The sequence below is a fragment of the Mesorhizobium sp. M0518 genome, assembly GCF_040321125.1.
In the GTDB taxonomy this organism is placed as follows: Bacteria; Pseudomonadota; Alphaproteobacteria; order Rhizobiales; family Rhizobiaceae; genus Mesorhizobium.
In genome coordinates, this window is record NZ_JAMYQY010000002.1 from 374,700 (window position 1) to 392,069 (window position 17,370).

The following is a 17,370-nucleotide window of genomic DNA, read 5'->3' on the forward strand; positions in this document are numbered from 1 at the left end:
GCACGGAACCAGCCCTAATAACGCAACACCTGACGCATTATCTGCCCGCCACGCTCGACGGTAAAGCGCCACCAGCGCGTATCCGTCTTGGCCGCCAGCTCCAGGGTCGCCGCGGTATCGATGGTGGTGCCGTTCACCTCACGCACGATGTCGCCCGGCTGGAAGCCGAAATCGGCGGCCGGAGAATCGCGGTTGATGTCGACCACGGTGACGCCCTTGATGTCCGTGCGCAGGCCAAGCCGCTGCGCGAGCCGGGGCGACAGCTCCGCGACCTTGGCGCCCGAAAACGGGCTGCGGCCATGCAGCGTCACCTCGGCAGCCTTCATGCCTTCCGGAGCACGCTCCAGCGCTATATCCATCGCCGCTTGCTGGCCCTTGGTCAAAACCGCGAAATTGGCGGTGGTGCCGATCGACAGCGTCGCCATCCGGTAGTCCAGCGCTTCGATGCTCTCGACCGGCCTGCCGTTGAGCTGCAGCACCACGTCGCCGGGCTTGAGCCCTGCCTTGGCGGCCGGACCGGTCGCTTCGACCGACGAGACCAGCGCACCGGTCGGCTTCTCCATGCCGAGCGATTCGGCGATCTGCGGCGTCACCGCTTCGAACTCGGCGCCGACATAGGGCCGCTCGAAGAAGTCGAGCCCGGCCTTGGCCGCGTCGGCAAAAGCGCGAACCATATTCGAGGGAATGGCAAAGCCAATGCCGATCGAACCACCGCTGCGGCTGTAGATGGCGGTGTTGATGCCCACCAGCTGGCCGCCCATGTTGATCAGCGCACCGCCGGAATTGCCCGGATTGATGGCGGCGTCGGTCTGGATGAAGAAGCTGGAATCGGAGACGCCGATATGGCTGCGGGCCAATGCCGAGACGATGCCGCTGGTGGTGGTTTGGCCGACGCCGAAGGGGTTGCCGATGGCCAGCAGCAGGTCGCCGACCTCAAGCGCGTCGGAATCGCCGATGGCGATAACCGGAAACGGCTTGTCCGAGGTGATCTTGAGCACGGCGAGGTCGAGTGTCTCGTCCTTGAGCAGCACCTTGCTGTCGAACTCGCGTCCGTCCGCCGTCGCCACCTTGACCCGGTCGGCATCCTTGATGACGTGGTAATTGGTGACCACGACGCCGGTCGGATCGACCAGCACGCCGGAGCCGAGCGAAGACTGCGCACGCGGCTGCGAGCGGCCGAAGAATTCCTCGAAGAACGGATCGCCGTCGAAAGGCGACGTCACCTTGGCGGTCTGCGAGGCATAGACGTTGACCACCGCCGGGGCTGTCTGCTTGACCAGCGGCGCAAAGGACAATTGCACCTCCTCGCGGCCGAAGGGTACGCGCTTGTCGGGCCCAGCCGTGGCGTTTTCGCCTTCCACGCCATGCAGCAGGTCGGTCAGCACATCGGACAGGCCGGGATCCGTCTTGGTATCCTCGGCCAATGCTTGCCTGACCACCGGTGCGGCCGCAAACGCCATGACGGCGAAAAGCAGAACAAAGGGCAGTCTTCTGGCGCGCATTCGCGAATCCTCCAAGGCAGGTTCGGGGGCATTGTCCCGACGATTGTGCAAAATGAAAGGCTAAGCCGCTGAAATCCGACTATTTTGGGCCAAAACCCCAGGGCCAAGCCAGGAAATCGGATTCCGCCGCGGTTTGCTGCTTTCAGAAAACAAAAAAGGGGCCCGCAGGCCCCTTTGAAGTCATTTGGGAAAACCGAGCCTTATGCGGCTGCGGCGTCCGCGTCAGCGCTTTCGGCTTCGATGCGAGCGCGGTCGCCTGCGCCCTTGGCCGAGACGTCGCGATCGACGAACTCGATGACAGCCATGGCGGCGTTGTCACCGTGACGGAAGCCCGCCTTCATGATGCGCAGATAGCCGCCATTGCGGTTGGCGTAGCGCGGCGCGATGGTATCGAACAGACGCTTGACGACGCCTTCATTGCCGATCTGCGCAATGACCTGGCGGCGGGCGTGCAGGTCGCCGCGCTTGCCGAGCGTCACCAGCTTCTCGACGATCGGACGCAGGTCCTTCGCCTTCGGCAAGGTCGTGACGATCTGCTCGTGCTCGAGCAGCGACACGGCGAGGTTGGCGAACATCGACTTGCGATGGCTAATGCTTCGGGCGAAGCGACGGCCTTTGAAACCGTGGCGCATGGCTCTTTTCCTTCTTCAGTTGTTCAAGAGGCCGTGGCCTCTGATGGTTTTCCGCATGACCGTCGGATCGAGCGGCCCACGCCGCCGATCCTTGGAATTCATGCTCAATATTGGTCTTCGTAACGCTTAGCGAGGTCTTCGATATTTTCCGGCGGCCAGTCCGGCACTTCCATGCCGAGGTGCAGGCCCATCGCCGCCAGGACTTCCTTGATCTCGTTCAGCGACTTGCGGCCGAAGTTCGGGGTGCGGAGCATCTCGGCTTCGGTCTTCTGGATCAGGTCGCCGATATAGACGATGTTGTCGTTCTTCAGGCAGTTGGCCGAACGCACCGAAAGCTCGAGTTCGTCGACCTTCTTGAGCAGCGCCGGGTTGAAGGCGAGCTCGGTGACGGCCTCGGCGGCGACTTCCTTTTGCGGCTCGTCGAAGTTGACGAACAGGCCGAGCTGGTCCTGCAGGATGCGGGCGGCGAAAGCCACCGCGTCCTCGCCGGTGATCGAACCGTCGGTGTCGATCGTCATGGTCAGCTTGTCATAGTCGAGAACCTGACCCTCGCGGGTGTTCTCGACCTTGTAGGAGACCTTCTTGACCGGCGAATAAAGGCTGTCGACCGGGATCAAGCCGATCGGCGCGTCTTCGGCGCGGTTGCGGTCGGCCGGCACGTAACCCTTGCCGGTGTCGACGGTGAATTCCATGCGGATTTCAGCGCCTTCGTCCAGCGTGCAGATGACGTGGTCGGGGTTGAGGATCTCGACGTCGCCAACCGTCTGGATGTCACCGGCAAGAACAGCACCCGGTCCCTGCTTGCGAACGACCATGCGCTTGGGACCATCGCCTTCCATGCGGATGGCGATTTCCTTGATATTCAAGACGATGTCGGTCACGTCCTCGCGCACACCGGCGATGGACGAGAATTCATGCAGAACGCCGTCGATCTGCACGGCGGTAACAGCCGCACCGCGCAGCGAAGACAGAAGCACGCGGCGCAGCGCGTTGCCCAGCGTCAGGCCAAAGCCACGCTCGAGAGGCTCGGCGACCAGCGTGGTCAGCGTCTTCTTCTTCGACGAGAACTCGATCTTGTTCGGCTTGATCAGTTCCTGCCAATTTTTCTGGATCATGATGCTTTCCTTCCGTTGACCCGCCACCATCCAATCGTGGCGGGCGACCTGGAATGCCGCGGAGGAGCGCCCAAGGGCGCTCGCGCGGCGTTCGATAAATGCTTAGACGCGACGCTTCTTGCGCGGGCGGCAGCCATTGTGCGGGATCGGCGTCACATCACGGATCGACGTGATGGTGAAGCCGGCGGCCTGCAGGGCGCGCAATGCCGATTCACGACCGGAGCCGGGCCCGCAGACCTCGACTTCGAGCATGCGCATGCCGTGTTCCTGGGCCTTCTTGGCAACATCCTCGGCAGCCATCTGGGCAGCGAACGGGGTCGACTTGCGCGAACCCTTGAAGCCCTGGGCACCGGCCGACGACCAGGCAATCGAATTGCCCTGCGCGTCGGTGATGGTGATCATCGTGTTGTTGAAGGTCGAATTGACGTGGGCAACGCCCGACGAGATATTCTTGCGTTCGCGACGGCGAACACGAGCGGCTTCCTTGGCCATGATAGTCCTTTCAGTTGATCTCTACACCGCCGTAATGCCAGCGGCTCCACCTTCGTAAGGGAGTAGGGGAATAGGGCAGTAAGGGAGTAGGGAAAAGTGCGGCCCGATTGATGGGCATTCCCTACTGCCTTACTCCCCTACTGCCTTACTCCCCTACTGCCTTACTCCCCTACTCCCTTATTCCCCTAACAAATTACTTCTTCTTGCCGGCGATCGACTTGGCCGGGCCCTTGCGGGTGCGCGCATTGGTATGCGTGCGCTGGCCGCGGACCGGCAGCGAGCGGCGGTGACGCAGGCCGCGGTAGCAGCCGAGGTCCATGAGCCGCTTGATGTTCATAGAGACTTCGCGGCGCAGGTCGCCTTCAACCTGGTAATCGCGGTCGATGGTTTCGCGGATCTGCAGCACTTCCGCGTCGGTCAGCTGGTTGACGCGGCGCTCGGCCGGGATGCCGACCTTGTCGACGATCTCCTGGGCGAACCGCTTGCCAATGCCGTGAATGTACTGAAGCGCAATGACAACGCGCTTGTTGGTCGGAATGTTGACGCCGGCTATACGAGCCATGTTCTTCCCTTCTCCATGTGGGCCGGCCAATCCTCAAAAACGAGGCGGGCACGGCGCTGTCTTAAGTTGCCCCGCGTCCGGTGGAGGCCGGCCCATGCGGGAGTTTCCAGTTCAATGCGGCTGCCTTGCCCTTGCGGACAAGCAAAGCTCATGCCTGATAGGAAGACGGGCCGCCATACCGCAGCGAACCGCTTCCGTCAAGTGCAATCGTTAATTTCCCCGCACTGCGTCCTTGAGCACCGCTTCGATCTGTTCCGTCACGGCGTCGATATCGGCCATGCCGTCGACACTGCGGAGCTTGCCCTTGGCATAGTAGTAGCCAATCAGCGGCGACGTCTTCTTGTAGTATTCCCTCAGGCGCTCTTCGAACACCGTCGGGTTGTCGTCCTTGCGAACGGGAAGGCCGGCTGCCTGCGCCTCGTCGGCGCGCTTGACGATCCGGCCAACCAGAGCCTTGTCGTCGACCACGAGCTCAATGACGGCGTCGAGGGCCTGGGAGCGATCCAACAGCATCTGCTCGACCGCATCCGCCTGCACCAGGGTCCGCGGATAGCCGTCGAGGATGAACCCCTTGGCGCAGTCGGGCTGATCGATACGCTCGGCGACGATCGCGTTGACGATCGCATCGGACACCAGTTCACCGGCATCCATCACCGCCTTGGCGCGCTTGCCGACTTCGGTGCCTGCCTGGACGGCAGCACGCAGCATGTCGCCCGTCGAGAGCTGGGGTATGCCGTGTTTTTCTACCAGTCTTTGTGCTTGCGTCCCCTTGCCCGCTCCTGGCGGCCCAAGCAATATCAACCTCATCTGGCTTTCTTCCCCCCGCGCAGCTTCGACTTCTTGATCAGGCCTTCATACTGGTGCGCAATCAGGTGGCCCTGAATCTGCGCAACCGTATCGAGCGTGACACTGACCACGATCAGAAGCGATGTGCCACCAAGGTAGAATGGTACGCCAGTCGCCGAGATCAGGAACTCCGGCAGCAGGCACACCAGCACCAGATAGATGGCGCCGACGACGGTGATGCGGGTGAGAACGTAATCGATGTAATCGGCGGTGCGCTCGCCCGGACGATAACCCGGGATGAAGCCTGAATGCTTCTTGAGCTGGTCGGCGGTGTCCTTCGGGTTGAAGACAATCGCAGTGTAGAAGAAAGCGAAGAACGCGATCATCGCCGCATAGAATGCCATGTAGAGCGGCTGGCCATGTCCGAGTGCAGCCAGAATGGTGCTTGCCCAGGCCGGCATGTTGGTCGTCTGCGAGAAACCCGCGACGGTGGCCGGCAGCAACAGCAGCGACGAGGCGAAGATCGGCGGAATGACACCCGACGTGTTGAGCTTCAGCGGCAGATGCGAGGTATCGCCCTGGAACATGCGGTTGCCGACCTGGCGCTTCGGATACTGGATCAGCAAGCGGCGCTGGGCGCGCTCGAAGAACACGATGAGTGCGATGACGACGACGGCCAGCACGATGATCGCCAGGATCAGGCCGGTCGACAGCGCGCCGGTGCGGCCAAGCTCCAGCGTGCCGGAGATGGCGTGCGGCAGGCCGGCGACGATGCCGGAGAAGATGATCAGGGAAATGCCGTTGCCGATGCCGCGCGCGGTTATCTGCTCGCCCAGCCACATCAGGAACATGGTGCCGCCGACCAGCGTGACAACGGTCGAGATGCGGAAGAACATGCCGGGATCGCTGACGATGCCGTTGCCGCCTTCCAGACCGACAGAAATGCCATAGGCCTGAACCAGCGCAAGCAGCACGGTGCCGTAGCGCGTGTATTGGTTGATGACCTTGCGGCCCTGTTCGCCTTCCTTCTTCAGCGCTTCCAGTGACGGGATGACCGAGGTCATCAGCTGCATGATGATGGACGCGGAGATGTAAGGCATGATGCCGAGCGCAAAGATCGCCATGCGCTGCACGGCGCCGCCGGCGAACATGTTGAACATGCCGAGCACGCCCTTGCTCTGCGAAGAGAATGCCTGGGCGAAGGCGTCGGGATTGATACCAGGAAGCGGGATGTAGGTGCCGAGGCGATAGACGAGCAGCGCGCCGATCGTGAACCAGATGCGCTTCTTCAAATCCTCCGCCTTGGCGAAGGCCGAGAAATTCAGATTCGAGGCTAATTGTTCAGCAGCCGAAGCCATGCCTGATTCTCCGCTTGGTAACGCTTGATGGCCCTGAGGTCAGGCGGCGCGTTTCACCGAAGCTCACGAGATAAGCTCCGGGCTCTAAACATGCAAGCGGCCGCGTTGACGCGGCCGCCTCGTTGAGCAGATCAAAGCGCAATCGTGAGCAAAAACGGATCCCACTCTTGCCGATCGCGCTTCAAATTGCCGTTACTCGGCAGCTGCCTTTTCCTGCGGCAGCTTGACCGAACCGCCGGCCTTTTCGATCTTCTCGATCGCGGCCTTGGAGGCGCCGGCGACGTCAAAGGCGAGCTTCGCCTTGATCTCGCCATCCGAGAGGATGCGCACGCCGTCCTTGACGCGGCGGATGACGCCGGCGGCAACCAGCGATTCAGCCGTCACGGTCGCCTTGGCATCGAGCTTCTTGGCGTCGATGGCCACCTGAATGCGGGCCAGCGACACGACAGTGAAGCTCTTGGCGAAGATGTTGTTAAAGCCACGCTTCGGCAGGCGCCGGTAGAGCGGCATCTGGCCACCCTCGAAACCGTTGATGGCGACGCCGGAGCGCGCCTTCTGGCCCTTGACGCCGCGACCGCCGGTCTTGCCCGAGCCGGAGCCGATACCACGGCCGAGACGCTTCTTGGAGTGCGTCGCGCCGTCCTTGTCACGCAGATCGTTGAGTTTCATCTGAGTTCTCCTGCGCTCTGGCTCAGCCCTCGTCCACGACGCGGACGAGATGCTGGACGGCAGCGATCATGCCGCGCACGGAGGGCGTATCTTCCAGCGTGCGCTGCTTGTGCATCTTGTTGAGGCCGAGGCCGACCAGCGTTGCGCGCTGTTCCTTCGGACGGCGGATCGGCGAACCGATCTGCTCAACGGTGATGGTCTTGGTTGCTTTCTTGGCCATGGTCAAAATCCCTGGTCAGATCGACTATTCTTCAGCCGCAACGGCGGTGCCGCGGCGGGCCTGAAGGGTCGAATACTTGATGCCGCGAGCAGCAGCCACATCCTTGGGATGCATCTGGCTCTTCAGCGCGTCGAAGGTGGCGCGAACCATGTTGTAGGGGTTCGACGAACCCATCGACTTGGCGACCACGTCATGCATGCCGAGCGTCTCGAAGACAGCGCGCATCGGGCCACCGGCGATGATGCCGGTACCTTGCTTGGCGGCGCGCAGCAGCACGCGTCCGGCGCCCCAGCGTCCTTCGACGTCATGGTGCAGCGTACGGCCCGAGCGCAGCGGCACGAAGATCATGTCGCGCTTGGCCGATTCAGTTGCCTTGCGGATGGCTTCCGGCACTTCGCGCGCCTTGCCGTGACCAAAGCCGACGCGGCCCTTCTGGTCGCCGACGACGACGAGTGCTGCAAAACCGAAGCGACGGCCGCCCTTGACGACCTTGGCGACGCGGTTGATGTGGACGAGCTTGTCCACCATGCCGTCATCGCGTTCTTCACGATCGCGGCCGCGGCCGCCATCCCTACGTTCCTGTGCCATATCCTGTTCCTTGTTTTTTTCCGGAAGCACGGTTGCTAATAAGATCCGGTGCCTCGCCCCGAATAAATCGGGAAACGGTCACCGGGGGCGAAATCAATTTCTTCGCATAATCCCTATCCGAAAAGTCTGCAACTTTTCGGGACTATGCTTAAAAGCTCAAGCCACCTTCGCGGGCAGCCTCGGCGAGCGCCTTGACGCGGCCGTGATAAATGTAGGCGCCGCGGTCGAAGACGACTTCCTTGACGCCGGCCTTGGTGGCGCGCTCGGCGATCAGCTTGCCGATCGCTGCGGCGGCGGCGGTGTCGGCGCCGGTCTTGAGCGAACCCTTGAGGTCCTTCTCGAGCGTCGAAGCGGCAGCGATGGTGTGGCCCTTGGCGTCGTCGATGACCTGCACGTAGATGTTCTTCGACGTGCGGTGGACCGACAGACGCGGGCGCTCGCCGGCGACCTTCTTGATCTGACGGCGGACGCGCTGCGCGCGGCGCTGCGTGGATTCCTTGGTACCCATGATGGTCTTCCTTGCCTTCAAAAAACGGGGGCCGCCATATGCGGCAGGCGAAAGCGCCTCCCGCGACCGCTCCCCGCGGCGTTACACTTCCCAGCTTGGCCTTTTCCGAAAAGTCTTGGACTTTTCGAGGCCAGGCCCACTACTTCTTCTTGCCTTCCTTGCGGACGATCTTCTCGCCAGCATAGCGGACGCCCTTGCCCTTGTAGGGCTCCGGACCACGATACTCGCGGATCTCGGCCGCAACCTGGCCGACCTGCTGCTTGTCGATGCCGGCCACGGTGATTTCGGTCGGCTTCGGCACCGTGATGGTGATGCCGGCCGGCGTCTCATAGACGACGTCATGGCTGAAGCCAAGCGCCAGCTGCAGGTTCTTGCCCTGAAGTGCCGCGCGATAACCGACGCCGGTGATCTCGAGCTTCTTCTCGAAACCGTCCTTGACGCCCTGCAGGATGTTGACGATCTGCGTGCGCGACATGCCCCACTTGGAGCGGGCGGTCTTGGTCTGGTCGCGCGGCTGGACAGCGATCTCGCTGCCTTCCATCTTGACCAGGACTTCGTCGTTCACCACGAACTTCAGCTCACCCTTGGGGCCCTTCGCCGTCACGGTCTGGCCGTTGACGGTCGCGGTCACGCCCTGCGGCAGCGAAACGGGTTTCTTTCCAATACGAGACATTTTGTTGTCCTCGTCACTTCTCTTGTTTCAGGTCTCTGTCTTCGGGAACGATCCGAAGACCGGATTCCACTTTGCGGTCAACTGCCAGATCAGAAGATCTGGCAGAGGATCTCACCGCCGACGTTCTGTTCACGTGCTTCGTGGTCGGCCATCACGCCCTTCGGTGTCGAAAGGATGGCGATGCCGAGGCCGTTGGCGACCTGCGGAATCGACTTGGCCGAAACATAGACGCGGCGGCCTGGCTTCGAGACGCGGGCGATTTCGCGCACGACCGGCGCGCCGTCGAAATACTTCAGCTCGATCTCGATTTCGGACTTGCCGTTGTCGAAGTCGGTCTGGCTGTAATCGCGGATATAGCCTTCAGCCTTCAGCACGTCGAGGACGCGGGTGCGCAGACGCGAAGCCGGCGTCGAAACGCTCGACTTCTTGCGGCCATACGCGTTGCGGATGCGGGTCAGCATATCGCCGAGAGGATCGCTCAATGACATGTTATGTCCTCCTTACCAGCTCGACTTGACCAGGCCCGGGATCTGGCCGTTATTGCCGAGATCACGAAGCGCGATGCGCGATACTTTGAGCTTGCGATAGTAGGCGCGCGGACGGCCGGTGACTTCGCAGCGGTTGCGGATGCGGATCTTGGCCGAGTTGCGCGGCATGGCGGCAAGCTTGAGCTGAGCGCGGAAGCGCTCTTCCATCGGCTTGGACTGATCCATGATGATCGCCTTGAGCGCAGCCCGCTTGGGACCGTACTGGTCGGCAAGCTTGCGGCGCCTGTTGTTCTTCTCGACTGAGCTGGTCTTTGCCATTTCAGATTTTTCCTTTTCTCGCTGCCGTTACTGGCGGAAGGGGAAGTTGAAGGCCTTGAGCAATGCCCTGGCTTCGTCGTCCGTCTTCGCAGTCGTACAAACGATGACGTCCATGCCCCAGATCTGATCAACCTTGTCGTAGTTGATCTCCGGGAACACGATGTGTTCCTTGATGCCCATGGCGTAGTTGCCACGGCCATCGAAGCTCTTCGGATTCAGTCCGCGAAAGTCGCGGACGCGCGGCAGTGCGATGTTCACGAGGCGGTCGAGGAACTCGTACATGCGTTCCTTGCGCAACGTGACCTTGGCACCGATCGGCATCTTCTCGCGGACCTTGAAGCCGGCGATCGAATTGCGGGCGCGGGTGACGACGGCCTTCTGGCCGGCGATCATCGCCAGGTCTTCGGCCGCGATCGAAGGCTTCTTCGAATCGGCGGTCGCTTCGCCAACGCCCATGTTCAGCACGATCTTGTCGATGCGCGGAACCTGCATCTCGTTGTCGTAGCCGAACTGTTCCTGCAGCGCCTTGCGGATGGTCTCGTTGTAGACCTGCTTGAGGCGCGGCGTGTTCTGAGCCTTGGACTGTTTGCTTTCAGCCTTGGGCTTCGTGGTTTGAGCCTTAGCCATTGATGACTTCTCCCGAGCGCTTGGCGACGCGCACCTTCTTGCCGTCCTTCTGGAAGATGAAGCCGACGCGGGTCGGCTTGCCATCCTTGGGGTCGGCCAGCGCGATGTTCGACAGCTGGATCGGCGCTTCCTTGGTGATGATCCCGCCCTCTTGGGACTGGGACTGCTTCTGGTGACGGCGGATCATGTTGACGCCGCGCACCAGCGCGGTGTCTTCCTTCGGCTGCACCGAGAGGACTTCGCCCGAACGGCCCTTGTCCTTGCCGGCCAGCACGACGACCTTGTCGCCTTTTCTAATCTTTTGCATTGGTCCGGCTCCTTACAGCACTTCAGGCGCGAGCGAGATGATCTTCATGTGGTTCTTGGCGCGGAGTTCGCGCGGAACCGGTCCGAAGATACGCGTGCCGATCGGCTCTTTCTTGTTGTCGACGAGAACGGCCGCGTTCTTGTCGAAACGGATCACGCTGCCGTCCGGGCGGCGGATGTCCTTGGCCGTGCGAACCACGACCGCCTTCATCACATCGCCCTTCTTCACGCGGCCGCGCGGAATGGCTTCCTTGATCGACACCACGATGATGTCGCCCACGGAAGCGTATTTCCGCTTCGAGCCGCCCAGCACCTTGATGCACATGACACGACGGGCGCCGGAATTATCCGCGACGTCGAGGTTTGTTTGCATCTGAATCATGACTGGCCGCCTTCTTCTCTTCTAACGGGATGGGCTCAAAGCCCCTCCCCGGTCTGTCCAAAATTCGTTGTTTACGCCCGAGGTCAGGCTTGGTCCGAAGACACGACGATCCAGCGCTTGTCCTTGGAAATCGGCTTCGATTCCTGGATGAACACCTGATCGCCTACCTTGTGGGCGTTGTTCTCGTCGTGCGCCTTGTACTTCTTGGTCATGCGCACGGTCTTCTTCATCACGGGATGCGTGAAGCGCCGTTCGACCTTGACGACAACCGTCTTCTCGTTCTTGTCGCTGACGACGGTGCCCTGCAGAATGCGCTTTGGCATGGTTTTCGTCCTTAAGCCTTCTTAGCCGCGGACTTTTCCGCAGCGATGGTCTTGATACGCGCAATATCCTTACGGACCTGTCTCACGCGCGCGGTCTTCTCGAGCTGGCCGGTGGCCTTCTGGAAGCGCAGGTTGAACTGCTCCTTCTTCAGGCTGGCCAGGTCGTCGGTCAGCTGGTCCTGGGTCTTGGTCCGGATGTCTTCGGCTTTCATGATCAGCCCGTCCTTATTCTGCGATGCGCTGCACGAAGCGCGTCTTGACCGAGAGCTTGGCCGCGCCGAGACGCAGTGCCTCACGGGCGGTTTCTTCATTGACGCCGTCGATCTCGAACATGATACGGCCCGGCTTGACGCGCGCCGCCCAGTAGTCGACCGCACCCTTGCCCTTACCCATGCGGACTTCGGTCGGCTTCGAAGTGACCGGCACGTCCGGGAAAATACGGATCCAGACGCGACCAGCGCGCTTCATTTCACGCGTGATCGCGCGGCGGGCCGCCTCGATCTCACGTGCGGTGACGCGGTTCGGCTCAAGCGCCTTCAGCCCGAAACCACCGAAATCCAGGTTGGTGCCGCCCTTTGCGGTACCATGGATACGGCCCTTGAACTGCTTGCGGAACTTTGTGCGCTTTGGCTGCAGCATCGTTCTAACTCCAAATTCCTAAATGTCTCAGGCGTTTTCGCGACGACGACCGCGTTCGCGATCACCACCACCGCCATGCGCTGCATCGCTTTCGCTGGCCCGACGCTCCGAAGCCATCGGGTCATGCTCAAGGATTTCGCCCTTGAACACCCAGACCTTGACGCCGCAGATGCCATAAGCCGTGTGCGCTTCGGCCGTACCGTAGTCGACGTCCGCACGCAGCGTATGCAGCGGCACGCGGCCTTCGCGATACCATTCCATGCGCGCGATCTCGGCGCCGCCGAGGCGGCCGGCGCAGTTGATGCGGATGCCTTCGGCACCGAGGCGCATCGCCGATTGAACGGCACGCTTCATGGCGCGGCGGAACGCGATACGACGCTCGAGCTGCTGGGCGATCGACTGGGCGACCAGGGTCGCGTCGATTTCCGGCTTGCGCACTTCAACGATGTTGAGGTGCGTCTCGGACTTCGTCATCTCCATCAGCTTCTTGCGAAGCTTCTCGATGTCGGCGCCCTTCTTGCCGATGATCAGACCCGGGCGCGCGGCGTGGATGGTGACGCGGCACTTCTTGTGCGGACGCTCGATCACGACCTTCGAGATGGCAGCCTGCTTGAGCTCCTTCTCGAGATACTTGCGGATCTTGATGTCCTCATGCAGCAGCTTGCCGTACTCGCCGGTGTTCGCGAACCAGCGCGAATCCCAGGTGCGGTTGATGCCGAGGCGAAGACCGATCGGATTGACTTTCTGGCCCATTATGCGGCCTCCCCTTTTTCTTCGACTTCACGAACGACGATCGTGAGGTGCGAGAACGGCTTCTCGATACGGCTGGCGCGACCGCGACCACGGGCATGGAACCGCTTCATGACGATCGACTTGCCGACATAGGCTTCCGCCACGATCAGTGCATCGACATCCAGGTCGTGGTTGTTTTCCGCGTTGGCGATTGCCGATTCCAGCGTCTTCTTGACCGTGCCGGAAATCCGCTTGGCCGAGAATTCGAGATCGGAAAGCGCTGTCGCGACCTTCTTGCCGCGGATCAGCGCGGCAACGAGGTTGAGCTTCTGCGGGCTGATACGGATCGTGCGCAATACGGCGCGCGCTTCGTTATCAGCAAGCCTGCGCGGAGCTTTGGCCTTGCCCATGATTATTTCCTCTTCGCCTTCTTATCCGCGCCGTGACCGTAATAGGTCCGGGTCGGAGCGAATTCACCGAACTTGTGACCGACCATGTCCTCGTTCACCGAGACGGGAACATGCTTCTGGCCGTTGTAGACACCGAAGGTGAAGCCGACGAACTGCGGCAGGATGGTGGAGCGACGGCTCCACATCTTGATCACCTCATTGCGACCACCTTCACGAACCTTGTCCACCTTCTTGAGAAGGTAGCCGTCAATGAAGGGGCCTTTCCAAATCGAACGAGTCACTTGGCGTTACCTCTTCTTAGCTCTTGCGCTGATGGCGCGAGCGCAGGATGAACTTGTCGGTCGCCTTGTTGGACCGCGTCTTCTTGCCCTTGGTCGGCTTGCCCCAGGGCGAAACCGGATGGCGGCCACCCGAGGTGCGGCCTTCGCCGCCGCCGTGCGGATGGTCGACCGGGTTCATGGTCACGCCGCGATTGTGCGGGCGCTTGCCACGCCAGACCGTGCGACCGGCCTTGCCGTCATTGATGTTGCCGTGGTCCGGATTGGACACCGCACCGACAGTGGCCATGCAGGAGCCGTGAACGACACGCTGCTCGCCCGAATTGAGGCGCAGGATCGCCATGCCCTGGTCACGACCGACCAGCTGACCGTAACCACCTGCCGAACGGGCGACCTGAGCGCCCTTGCCCGGCTTCAGCTCGATGTTGTGGACGATGGTGCCGACCGGCATCGAAGCCAGCGGCATCGCATTGCCCGGCTTCACGTCGACCGATTCACCGGAGACGATCTTGTCGCCGGGAGCCAGACGCTGCGGAGCGATGATGTAGGACAGCTCGCCATCATCATACTTGATCAGCGCGATGAAGGCGGTGCGGTTCGGATCGTACTCAATGCGCTCGACCGTGCCGACGACGTCGAACTTGCGGCGCTTGAAGTCGATGATGCGGTACGAACGCTTGTGACCACCGCCGATGAAGCGGGCGGTGATGCGACCGTGATTGTTGCGGCCGCCCGACTTGGTCAGGCCTTCGGTCAGACCCTTGACGGGCTTGCCCTTGTAGAGGCCCGAGCGGTCGACGATGACCAGCTGACGTGTGCTGGGCGTTACCGGGTTGAATTTTTTCAGTGCCATTGTTCTGTCCTCGCGGCCTTACTCAGAGACCCGTCGCGACGTCGATCGACTGACCATCGGCCAGCGTCACAACCGCCTTCTTGACGTCGCTCTGGCGGCCAACCGTGCCACGGAAGCGCTTGATCTTGCCCTTGCGGACAAGCGTGTTCACGGCCATCACCTTGACGCCGAACAGCGCTTCGACGGCGGCCTTGATTTCCGGCTTCGACGCCTTCTTGGCGACGTTGAAGACGACCTTGTTCTGCTCGGAGGCCATGGTCGACTTTTCGGTGATCGCCGGCGAGACGATCACGTCGTAATGACGAAGGTCGGTCATTTAAAGCGCTCCTCGAGAGCCTCGACGGCGGCCTTCGAAAGGACCAGCGTGCCGCGGCGCAGAATGTCGTAGACGTTGATGCCCTGGATGGGCAGCACGTCGATGTTGGGGATGTTCGTCGCCGCCAGCTTGAAGTTCTTGTCAAGCTCGGCGCCGCCGATCAGCAGAGCGTTGGTCAGGCCCAGCGTCGCGAAATTCGCGATCAGCGCCTTCGTCTTGGCCTCGGTCAGCTTCAGCTCGTCGATGATGATGATCGACGCGCTCTTGGCCTTGGCCGAGAGAGCATGCTTGAGGCCGAGAGCACGAACCTTCTTCGGCAATTCGTGCTCGTGGCTGCGAACGACCGGGCCGTGGGCCTTGCCGCCGCCACGGAACTGCGGAGCGCGTGCCGAATGGTGACGGGCGCGGCCCGTACCCTTCTGCTTGTACATCTTGGCGCCGGTGCGCGCGATCTCGGCGCGACCCTTGGTCTTGTGCGTGCCCTGCTGCTTCTTGGCAAGCTGCCAGCGCACGACGCGCTGCAGGATGTCTTCGCGCGGATCAAGGCCGAAAATCTCGTCGGAGAGTTCCACCTTGCCGGCGTCCTTGCCGCCCAGCGTTGTGATCTTGAGATCCATTATTCCGCTCCCTCTGTGGCCGGAGCCTCGTTCTTGGCGCCACTTTCGGCAGCAACGGCGCGGATCGCGGCAGGCTTCGGCGCATTGGCCGGCAGTGCCACCTTGGCCGCATCGCGGACCAGGATCCAGGCGCCCTTCGATCCGGGAACCGCACCGCGGATCAGGATCAGGCCGCGGTCGGCGTCGGTCGATACGATCTCGACATTCTGCGTGGTGACGCGGGTGTCGCCCATGTGGCCAGCCATATGCTTGCCCTTGAACACCTTGCCCGGGTCCTGGCGCTGGCCGGTCGAACCGTGCGTACGGTGCGAAACCGAGTTACCGTGCGTTGCACGGCCACCGCCCATGTGGTGGCGCTTGATGACGCCCTGAAAGCCCTTGCCGATCGTCGTGCCCGTCACATCGACCTTCTGGCCGGCGACGAAGTGCTCGACAGTGATCTCGGCGCCGACATCGATCATGTTGTCGGCGGAGACGCGGAACTCGGCGACCTTCGCCTTCGGCTCGACGGAAGCGGTCGCGAAATGGCCGCGCATCGCCTTCGACGTGTTCTTCACCTTGGCAAGGCCAACGCCGAGCTGAACGGCGGTGTAGCCATTCTTCTCTTGCGTGCGCTGGGCCACGACCTGGCAGTTCTCCATCAGGAGAACGGTGACGGGAACATGTTCCCCGGCATCGTTGTAGATGCGGGTCATTCCCACCTTCTTTGCAATCACACCTGAACGCATCGGTTCAATTCCTTTAGAGTTCCGGGCCAGGGGCACCGCCCCTTACCGCGCTCTCATTCCCTTAGAGCTTGATCTCGACGTCGACGCCGGCGGCCAGATCGAGCTTCATCAAAGCATCGACCGTCTGCGGGGTCGGATCGACGATGTCGAGCAGACGCTTGTGCGTGCGCATCTCGAACTGCTCGCGGCTCTTCTTGTCGACGTGAGGCGACCGGTTGACCGTGAACTTTTCGATCCGCGTCGGCAGCGGAATGGGGCCGCGGACGTTTGCACCGGTACGCTTGGCCGTCGACACGATTTCTTTCGTCGAGGCGTCGAGCACGCGGTGGTCAAACGCCTTAAGGCGGATGCGGATATTCTGTCCGTTCATGCGTCACTTCCTTGTTCTGGCGCGGCGCGGGCAACTCCCGCGCCCGCGACAGATCGGTTTAAGTCCAAATTACTCTTTGATGGTGACGACGATGCCGGCACCGACGGTGCGGCCGCCTTCACGGATAGCGAAGCGCAGCTTCTCTTCCATGGCGATCGGCACGATCAGCTCGACATCGACCGTGATATTGTCGCCCGGCATCACCATCTCGGTGCCTTCCGGCAGCGACACGATGCCGGTCACGTCCGTCGTGCGGAAGTAGAACTGCGGACGGTAGTTGGTGAAGAACGGCGTGTGACGGCCACCTTCGTCCTTGGTCAGGATGTAGGCTTCGGCCACGAACTTCTTGTGCGGCTTCACCGTGCCCGGCTTGGCCAGAACCTGACCGCGCTCGACACCTTCACGATCAACGCCGCGCAGCAGCGCGCCGATGTTGTCGCCGGCCTGGCCCTGATCGAGCAGCTTGCGGAACATCTCGACGCCCGTGCAGGTCGTCTTGGTCGTCGGACGGATGCCGATGATCTCCAGCTCCTCGCCGACCTTGACAATGCCGCGCTCGACGCGGCCGGTCACGACCGTGCCGCGGCCCGAGATCGAGAACACGTCTTCGATCGGCATCAGGAACGGCTTGTCGAGCGGACGAACCGGCGTCGGGATGTAGGCATCGACCGCAGCCATCAGCTCGCGGATCGCGTCTTCACCGATCTTCTTGTCGCTGTCTTCCAGAGCAGCCAGCGCCGAACCCTTGACGATCGGAATGTCGTCGCCGGGGAATTCGTTCTTGGTCAGAAGCTCGCGAACCTCGAGCTCGACCAGTTCGAGCAGCTCGGCGTCGTCGACCTGGTCGACCTTGTTCAAGAACACCACGATCGACGGCA

The 17,370-nt window shown here is 61.9% G+C and carries 29 protein-coding genes; all 29 read right to left on the bottom strand.

All coding sequences use genetic code 11. From position 1 onward, the window contains the following. Positions 1-14: 14 nt before the first annotated feature. Positions 15-1,502, bottom strand: coding sequence for a DegQ family serine endoprotease (locus NKI66_RS04825; RefSeq protein ID WP_128305868.1), 1,488 nt, complete (start codon positions 1,500-1,502; stop codon positions 15-17). Positions 1,503-1,702: 200 nt separating this feature from the next. Then, positions 1,703-2,134 carry a 50S ribosomal protein L17 gene (rplQ, locus tag NKI66_RS04830; RefSeq protein WP_013531439.1) on the bottom strand — a complete coding sequence of 144 codons (432 nt, stop codon included), beginning with the start codon at positions 2,132-2,134 and terminating at the stop codon, positions 1,703-1,705. A 104-nt stretch (positions 2,135-2,238) separates the two neighbouring features. Beyond that, on the bottom strand, positions 2,239-3,249 hold the full coding sequence (locus NKI66_RS04835) for a DNA-directed RNA polymerase subunit alpha (protein WP_023812081.1): 1,011 nt from the start codon (positions 3,247-3,249) through the stop codon (positions 2,239-2,241). A gap of 102 nt (positions 3,250-3,351) precedes the next feature. Further along, positions 3,352-3,741 carry a 30S ribosomal protein S11 gene (rpsK, locus tag NKI66_RS04840; protein WP_006205444.1) on the bottom strand — a complete coding sequence of 130 codons (390 nt, stop codon included), beginning with the start codon at positions 3,739-3,741 and terminating at the stop codon, positions 3,352-3,354. Between the two features lie 193 nt (positions 3,742-3,934). Continuing rightward, entirely contained in the window at positions 3,935-4,303 is a 369-nt protein-coding gene (rpsM, locus tag NKI66_RS04845; RefSeq protein WP_013531437.1) for a 30S ribosomal protein S13, read from the bottom strand. A gap of 210 nt (positions 4,304-4,513) precedes the next feature. After that, positions 4,514-5,110, bottom strand: coding sequence for an adenylate kinase (locus tag NKI66_RS04850; RefSeq protein ID WP_023812082.1), 597 nt, complete (start codon positions 5,108-5,110; stop codon positions 4,514-4,516). After that, a complete protein-coding gene (secY, locus tag NKI66_RS04855; protein WP_023812083.1) occupies positions 5,107-6,447 on the bottom strand; it encodes a preprotein translocase subunit SecY in 1,341 nt (446 codons plus the stop codon). The genes NKI66_RS04850 and secY overlap by 4 nt, the downstream gene beginning before the upstream one ends. 192 nt (positions 6,448-6,639) lie before the next feature. Then, positions 6,640-7,116: a 50S ribosomal protein L15 gene (gene rplO / locus NKI66_RS04860; protein WP_013531434.1), complete on the bottom strand. Its 477-nt coding sequence runs from the start codon at positions 7,114-7,116 to the stop codon at positions 6,640-6,642. A gap of 22 nt (positions 7,117-7,138) precedes the next feature. Further along, positions 7,139-7,336 (bottom strand): 50S ribosomal protein L30, encoded by a 198-nt coding sequence (gene rpmD, locus NKI66_RS04865; RefSeq protein WP_006205449.1) that lies wholly within the window; start codon positions 7,334-7,336, stop codon positions 7,139-7,141. 24 nt (positions 7,337-7,360) lie between these two features. After that, a complete protein-coding gene (gene rpsE / locus NKI66_RS04870; protein WP_006333394.1) occupies positions 7,361-7,924 on the bottom strand; it encodes a 30S ribosomal protein S5 in 564 nt (187 codons plus the stop codon). A 148-nt stretch (positions 7,925-8,072) separates the two neighbouring features. Continuing rightward, entirely contained in the window at positions 8,073-8,432 is a 360-nt protein-coding gene (gene rplR / locus NKI66_RS04875) for a 50S ribosomal protein L18 (protein WP_027038735.1), read from the bottom strand. Positions 8,433-8,571: 139 nt separating this feature from the next. After that, positions 8,572-9,105, bottom strand: coding sequence for a 50S ribosomal protein L6 (rplF, locus tag NKI66_RS04880; protein ID WP_013895694.1), 534 nt, complete (start codon positions 9,103-9,105; stop codon positions 8,572-8,574). Between the two features lie 89 nt (positions 9,106-9,194). Then, positions 9,195-9,593: a 30S ribosomal protein S8 gene (gene rpsH, locus NKI66_RS04885; protein WP_013531431.1), complete on the bottom strand. Its 399-nt coding sequence runs from the start codon at positions 9,591-9,593 to the stop codon at positions 9,195-9,197. Between the two features lie 12 nt (positions 9,594-9,605). Next, positions 9,606-9,911 (bottom strand): 30S ribosomal protein S14, encoded by a 306-nt coding sequence (gene rpsN / locus NKI66_RS04890; RefSeq protein ID WP_013895695.1) that lies wholly within the window; start codon positions 9,909-9,911, stop codon positions 9,606-9,608. A gap of 27 nt (positions 9,912-9,938) precedes the next feature. Beyond that, positions 9,939-10,538, bottom strand: a complete 600-nt coding sequence (rplE, locus tag NKI66_RS04895) for a 50S ribosomal protein L5 (protein ID WP_013531429.1) — start codon at positions 10,536-10,538, stop codon at positions 9,939-9,941. Next, a complete protein-coding gene (rplX, locus tag NKI66_RS04900; RefSeq protein ID WP_013531428.1) occupies positions 10,531-10,845 on the bottom strand; it encodes a 50S ribosomal protein L24 in 315 nt (104 codons plus the stop codon). Before rplX ends, rplE begins: the two co-directional genes overlap by 8 nt. A 12-nt stretch (positions 10,846-10,857) precedes the next feature. Beyond that, positions 10,858-11,226, bottom strand: a complete 369-nt coding sequence (rplN, locus tag NKI66_RS04905; protein WP_006205457.1) for a 50S ribosomal protein L14 — start codon at positions 11,224-11,226, stop codon at positions 10,858-10,860. Positions 11,227-11,309: 83 nt separating this feature from the next. Next, a complete protein-coding gene (rpsQ, locus tag NKI66_RS04910; protein WP_010909280.1) occupies positions 11,310-11,549 on the bottom strand; it encodes a 30S ribosomal protein S17 in 240 nt (79 codons plus the stop codon). A gap of 11 nt (positions 11,550-11,560) precedes the next feature. Continuing rightward, positions 11,561-11,761: a 50S ribosomal protein L29 gene (rpmC, locus tag NKI66_RS04915; RefSeq protein WP_006205459.1), complete on the bottom strand. Its 201-nt coding sequence runs from the start codon at positions 11,759-11,761 to the stop codon at positions 11,561-11,563. A gap of 13 nt (positions 11,762-11,774) precedes the next feature. Then, entirely contained in the window at positions 11,775-12,188 is a 414-nt protein-coding gene (rplP, locus tag NKI66_RS04920; protein ID WP_013531427.1) for a 50S ribosomal protein L16, read from the bottom strand. A 27-nt stretch (positions 12,189-12,215) separates the two neighbouring features. Then, positions 12,216-12,941: a 30S ribosomal protein S3 gene (gene rpsC, locus NKI66_RS04925; protein WP_013531426.1), complete on the bottom strand. Its 726-nt coding sequence runs from the start codon at positions 12,939-12,941 to the stop codon at positions 12,216-12,218. After that, the gene (rplV, locus tag NKI66_RS04930; RefSeq protein ID WP_006205462.1) at positions 12,941-13,330 is read right to left on the bottom strand and encodes a 50S ribosomal protein L22; all 390 of its coding nucleotides are present in this window, start codon (positions 13,328-13,330) and stop codon (positions 12,941-12,943) included. Before rplV ends, rpsC begins: the two co-directional genes overlap by 1 nt. A 2-nt stretch (positions 13,331-13,332) precedes the next feature. Beyond that, positions 13,333-13,611: a 30S ribosomal protein S19 gene (rpsS, locus tag NKI66_RS04935; RefSeq protein WP_006205463.1), complete on the bottom strand. Its 279-nt coding sequence runs from the start codon at positions 13,609-13,611 to the stop codon at positions 13,333-13,335. 16 nt (positions 13,612-13,627) lie between these two features. Next, positions 13,628-14,461: a 50S ribosomal protein L2 gene (rplB, locus tag NKI66_RS04940; protein ID WP_024505067.1), complete on the bottom strand. Its 834-nt coding sequence runs from the start codon at positions 14,459-14,461 to the stop codon at positions 13,628-13,630. 22 nt (positions 14,462-14,483) lie between these two features. Continuing rightward, positions 14,484-14,777, bottom strand: coding sequence for a 50S ribosomal protein L23 (locus NKI66_RS04945; protein WP_013531424.1), 294 nt, complete (start codon positions 14,775-14,777; stop codon positions 14,484-14,486). Beyond that, the gene (gene rplD, locus NKI66_RS04950) at positions 14,774-15,394 is read right to left on the bottom strand and encodes a 50S ribosomal protein L4 (protein ID WP_013531423.1); all 621 of its coding nucleotides are present in this window, start codon (positions 15,392-15,394) and stop codon (positions 14,774-14,776) included. The genes NKI66_RS04945 and rplD overlap by 4 nt, the downstream gene beginning before the upstream one ends. Next, a complete protein-coding gene (gene rplC, locus NKI66_RS04955) occupies positions 15,394-16,122 on the bottom strand; it encodes a 50S ribosomal protein L3 (protein WP_013531422.1) in 729 nt (242 codons plus the stop codon). Before rplC ends, rplD begins: the two co-directional genes overlap by 1 nt. Positions 16,123-16,183: 61 nt before the next feature. Further along, on the bottom strand, positions 16,184-16,492 hold the full coding sequence (gene rpsJ, locus NKI66_RS04960; RefSeq protein WP_010909272.1) for a 30S ribosomal protein S10: 309 nt from the start codon (positions 16,490-16,492) through the stop codon (positions 16,184-16,186). A 69-nt stretch (positions 16,493-16,561) separates the two neighbouring features. Then, positions 16,562-17,370 (bottom strand): elongation factor Tu (locus NKI66_RS04965; RefSeq protein WP_352751089.1); only part of this gene is annotated, 809 nt, incomplete at its 5' end.

Coding starts and splice junctions, on each gene's coding strand:
- rplV (WP_006205462.1), bottom strand. CDS start 13,330: ATGGGCAAGGCCAAAGCTCCGCGCAGGCTTGCTGATAACGAAGCGCGC.
- rplQ (WP_013531439.1), bottom strand. CDS start 2,134: ATGCGCCACGGTTTCAAAGGCCGTCGCTTCGCCCGAAGCATTAGCCAT.
- rpsE (WP_006333394.1), bottom strand. CDS start 7,924: ATGGCACAGGAACGTAGGGATGGCGGCCGCGGCCGCGATCGTGAAGAA.
- rplF (WP_013895694.1), bottom strand. CDS start 9,105: ATGTCTCGTATTGGAAAGAAACCCGTTTCGCTGCCGCAGGGCGTGACC.
- rpsQ (WP_010909280.1), bottom strand. CDS start 11,549: ATGCCAAAGCGCATTCTGCAGGGCACCGTCGTCAGCGACAAGAACGAG.
- rpsJ (WP_010909272.1), bottom strand. CDS start 16,492: ATGAACGGACAGAATATCCGCATCCGCCTTAAGGCGTTTGACCACCGC.
- rplC (WP_013531422.1), bottom strand. CDS start 16,122: ATGCGTTCAGGTGTGATTGCAAAGAAGGTGGGAATGACCCGCATCTAC.
- rpmC (WP_006205459.1), bottom strand. CDS start 11,761: ATGAAAGCCGAAGACATCCGGACCAAGACCCAGGACCAGCTGACCGAC.
- NKI66_RS04835 (WP_023812081.1), bottom strand. CDS start 3,249: ATGATCCAGAAAAATTGGCAGGAACTGATCAAGCCGAACAAGATCGAG.
- rpsH (WP_013531431.1), bottom strand. CDS start 9,593: ATGTCATTGAGCGATCCTCTCGGCGATATGCTGACCCGCATCCGCAAC.
- rplO (WP_013531434.1), bottom strand. CDS start 7,116: ATGAAACTCAACGATCTGCGTGACAAGGACGGCGCGACGCACTCCAAG.
- secY (WP_023812083.1), bottom strand. CDS start 6,447: ATGGCTTCGGCTGCTGAACAATTAGCCTCGAATCTGAATTTCTCGGCC.
- rpsN (WP_013895695.1), bottom strand. CDS start 9,911: ATGGCAAAGACCAGCTCAGTCGAGAAGAACAACAGGCGCCGCAAGCTT.
- rplP (WP_013531427.1), bottom strand. CDS start 12,188: ATGCTGCAGCCAAAGCGCACAAAGTTCCGCAAGCAGTTCAAGGGCCGT.
- NKI66_RS04850 (WP_023812082.1), bottom strand. CDS start 5,110: ATGAGGTTGATATTGCTTGGGCCGCCAGGAGCGGGCAAGGGGACGCAA.
- NKI66_RS04945 (WP_013531424.1), bottom strand. CDS start 14,777: ATGACCGACCTTCGTCATTACGACGTGATCGTCTCGCCGGCGATCACC.
- rplX (WP_013531428.1), bottom strand. CDS start 10,845: ATGCAAAAGATTAGAAAAGGCGACAAGGTCGTCGTGCTGGCCGGCAAG.
- rpsC (WP_013531426.1), bottom strand. CDS start 12,941: ATGGGCCAGAAAGTCAATCCGATCGGTCTTCGCCTCGGCATCAACCGC.
- NKI66_RS04825 (WP_128305868.1), bottom strand. CDS start 1,502: ATGCGCGCCAGAAGACTGCCCTTTGTTCTGCTTTTCGCCGTCATGGCG.
- rpmD (WP_006205449.1), bottom strand. CDS start 7,336: ATGGCCAAGAAAGCAACCAAGACCATCACCGTTGAGCAGATCGGTTCG.
- rplE (WP_013531429.1), bottom strand. CDS start 10,538: ATGGCTAAGGCTCAAACCACGAAGCCCAAGGCTGAAAGCAAACAGTCC.
- rplB (WP_024505067.1), bottom strand. CDS start 14,461: ATGGCACTGAAAAAATTCAACCCGGTAACGCCCAGCACACGTCAGCTG.
- rpsK (WP_006205444.1), bottom strand. CDS start 3,741: ATGGCCAAGGAAGCCGCTCGTGTTCGCCGTCGCGAACGCAAGAATATC.
- rpsM (WP_013531437.1), bottom strand. CDS start 4,303: ATGGCTCGTATAGCCGGCGTCAACATTCCGACCAACAAGCGCGTTGTC.
- rplD (WP_013531423.1), bottom strand. CDS start 15,394: ATGGATCTCAAGATCACAACGCTGGGCGGCAAGGACGCCGGCAAGGTG.
- rplN (WP_006205457.1), bottom strand. CDS start 11,226: ATGATTCAGATGCAAACAAACCTCGACGTCGCGGATAATTCCGGCGCC.
- rplR (WP_027038735.1), bottom strand. CDS start 8,432: ATGGGTACCAAGGAATCCACGCAGCGCCGCGCGCAGCGCGTCCGCCGT.